This is a genomic window from Pectobacterium brasiliense (genome assembly GCF_016950255.1).
Classification (GTDB): Bacteria; Pseudomonadota; Gammaproteobacteria; order Enterobacterales; family Enterobacteriaceae; genus Pectobacterium; species Pectobacterium brasiliense.
Genome location: NZ_JACGFN010000007.1, coordinates 1 through 3,839, shown reverse-complemented (window position 1 = coordinate 3,839; position 3,839 = coordinate 1). Strand labels below are relative to the sequence as shown.

The following is a 3,839-nucleotide window of genomic DNA, read 5'->3' as shown; positions in this document are numbered from 1 at the left end:
TATCTCGAGTAGTAACGGACGCACTCACATCACCGTTCGCAGCCAGCACAGAACCGGGAACATTGACGCTCCAGGTCTTGCCATCGGCATTCACCGTGGTCTGATAGGTTTCGGTGCCAACGGTAACGGTGATCGCATCGCCCGCTTTAACGTCATTATCGACTTTCCCCGTCACCGCAATCGTCTGACCGGACTCGGCCGCGTTAATCACGTTATCGGACGTGACGTTATCAATAGAGATTGACGCGACTGGCGCAACCGTATCGACACCGTAGGCGTGGCTGGTGTTGGCGGTGGTAGCGTTGCCTGCCGTATCGCGGGTGGTAACCGTCGCCGAGATATCGCCATTCGCTACCAGCACAGAACCGGGAACATTCACGCTCCAGGTCTTGCCATCGGTATTCACCGTCGTCTGGTAAGTCTCGGTGCCGACTTTTACGGTAACCGCATCGCCCGCTTTGACTTCATTACCGACCTGACCGGTGACGGCAATGGTTTGACCGGACTCGCTGGCATTGATGACGTTATCGGACGTGACGTTATCAATAGAGATCGACGCAACTGGCGCAACCGTATCCACACCATAAGCGTGACTGGTATTCACGGTAGTGGCGTTACCTGCGGTATCGCGCGTGGTGACCGTAGCGCTGACATCACTATTCGCTGCCAGCACCGCTCCCGGCACATTGACGCTCCAGGTTTTACCGTCAGCATTGACAGTGGTCTGGTAGGTTTCGGCACCCACTTTAACGGTGACTGCATCACCGGCTTTGACTTCATTGCCCACCTGACCGGTGACCGCTATCGTCTGACCGGACTCGGTAGCATTAATGACGTTATCGGACGTAACATTGTCGATAGAAATTGAGGCAACAGGCGCAACCGTATCGACACCGTAAGTGTGGCTGGTGTTCGCAGTCGTGACATTACCGGCGGTATCGCGGGTGGTGACGGTCGCGCTGATATCACCGTTAGCAGCAAGTACCGATCCTGGAACATTGACGCTCCAGGTCTTGCCGTCGGTATTGACGGTCGTCTGATAGGTCTCGGTACCGACTTTAACGGTAACCGCGTCGCCCGCTTTGACTTCATTACCGACCTGACCGGTGACGGCAATGGTTTGACCGGACTCGCTGGCATTGATGACGTTATCGGACGTGACGTTATCAATAGAGATCGACGCAACTGGCGCAACCGTATCCACACCATAAGCGTGACTGGTATTCGCGGTAGTGGCGTTACCTGCGGTATCGCGCGTAGTGACAGTCGCCGAGATATCACCATTAGCGGCCAGCACAACGCCCGGAACATTGACACTCCAGGTCTTGCCGTCGGTATTGACGGTGGTCTGGTAGGTTTCGGTGCCGACTTTAACCGTGATCGCGTCGCCTGCTTTCACGTCGTTATCGACCTTGCCGGTGACCGCTATCGTCTGACCCGATTCGGAAGCATTAATCACGTTATCTGACGTGACATTGTCGATAGCGATCGACGCCACGGGAGCAACCGTATCCACACCATAAGCGTGACTGGTATTCACGGTAGTGGCGTTACCTGCGGTATCGCGCGTGGTGACCGTCGCGCTGACATCACTATTCGCTGCCAGCACCGCTCCCGGCACATTGACGCTCCAGGTTTTACCGTCAGCATTGACAGTGGTCTGGTAGGTTTCGGCCCCCACTTTAACGGTGACTGCATCGCCGGCTTTCACGTCGTTATCGACTTTACCGGTGACGACGATTGTCTCGCCGGATTCGGTAGCATTGATCACGTTATCCGGCGTGACGTTATCAATAGAGATCGAGGCAACTGGCGCAACCGTATCCACGCCGTAAGCGTGACTGGTATTGGCGGTGGTAACATTGCCTGCGGTATCACGCGTGGTAACCGTCGCACTCACATCACCATTGGCTGCCAGCACCGATCCTGGAACATTGACGCTCCACGTCTTGCCGTCGGTATTGACGGTGGTCTGGTACGTTTCCGTGCCGACTTTGACGGTAACCGCATCGCCCACTTTGACTTCGTTGCCAACCTGACCCGTCACCGCAATGGTCTGGCCCGATTCGGTCACATTGATCACGTTATCGGACGTGACGTTATCAATAAAGATCGACGCGACTGGCGCAACCGTATCCACGCCGTAAGCGTGGCTGGTGTTGGCGGTGGTAGCGTTGCCTGCGGTATCACGCGTGGTGACGCTGGCGGAGATATCACCGTTAGCAGCCAGCACCGATCCCGGCACATTCACGCTCCAGGTCTTGCCATCGGTATTCACCGTCGTCTGGTACGTTTCCGTGCCGACTTTCACGGTAACCGCGTCACCCGCTTTAACCTCATTGCCCACCTGCCCGGTGACGGCTATCGTCTGACCGGACTCGGAAGTATTGATGACATTGTCGGACGTGACATTATCAATAGAGATAGATGCGACTGGCGCGACGGTATCGACACCGTAAACATGGCTGGTGTTCGCGGTGGTGACATTACCGGCGGTATCGCGGGTGGTGACGGTCGCGCTGATATCACCGTTCGCAGCAAGTACCGATCCTGGAACATTGACGCTCCAGGTCTTGCCGTCGGTATTGACGGTGGTCTGGTACGTTTCCGTGCCGACTTTGACGGTAACCGCATCGCCCACTTTGACTTCGTTGCCAACCTGACCCGTCACCGCAATGGTCTGGCCCGATTCGGTCACATTGATCACGTTATCCGACGTAACATCGTCAATAGAGATAGACGCCACTGGCGCAACGGTGTCCACGTCGTAAGTATGAGTGGTGTTAGCAGTCGTGACGTTGCCTGCCGTATCGCGTGTGGTGACCGAAGCTGAGACATCGCCGTTAGCAGCAAGTACAGAACCGGGAACATTGACGCTCCAGGTTTTACCGTCGGTATTCACCGTCGTCTGGTAGGTTTCCGTGCCGACGGTAACGGTGATCGCATCGCCCGCTTTAACTTCATTACCCACCTGACCGGTGACCGCAATCGTCTGACCGGATTCGGAAGCATTGATGACATTATCGGACGTGACGTTATCGATAGAAATTGAAGCAACAGGCGTAACCGTATCCACGCCGTAAGCGTGGCTGGTATTGGCGGTGGTGATATTGCCTGCGGTATCGCGTGTCGTAACCGTCGCAGAGACATCACCGTTAGCAGCAAGCACCGCTCCCGGAACATTGACGCTCCAGGTTTTGCCATCGGTATTGACGGTGGTCTGGTAGGTTTCGGTGCCGACTTTAACCGTGATCGCATCGCCCGCTTTCACTTCATTGCCGACCTGACCGGTGACGGCAATCGTCTGGCCGGACTCGGTCGCATTAATCACGTTATCGCTGGTGACATCATCAATTGAAATTGAGGCAACTGGTGCAACGGTATCCACGCCGTAAGCGTGACTGGTATTGGCAGTGGTGACATTACCGGCGGTATCGCGGGTGGTGACGGTCGCACTCACATCACCGTTCGCAGCCAGCACAGAACCGGGAACATTCACGCTCCAGGTTTTACCATCGGTATTCACCGTCGTCTGGTAGGTCTCGTTACCGACTTTGACTGTAACCACATCGCCCGCTTTGACCTCATTACCCACCTGACCGGTCACGGCAATGATCTGGCCGGACTCGGTCGCGTTAATCACGTTATCCGACGTGATATTGTCGATAGATATCGATGCAATTGGCGCCACCGTATCCACACCATAAGCGTGGCTGGTATTCGCGGTGGTGACATTGCCTGCAGTATCGCGTGTCGTAACCGTCGCAGAGACATCACCGTTAGCAGCAAGCACCGCTCCCGGAACATTGACGCTCCAGGTTTTGCCATCGGTATTCACC

The 3,839-nt window shown here is 55.7% G+C and carries 1 protein-coding gene; it reads right to left on the bottom strand.

All coding sequences use genetic code 11. The features are described 5' to 3' along the window. The coding region (locus H4F65_RS21755) for a beta strand repeat-containing protein (RefSeq protein WP_205536113.1) at window positions 1-3,839 on the bottom strand (3,839 nt) is incomplete at both ends.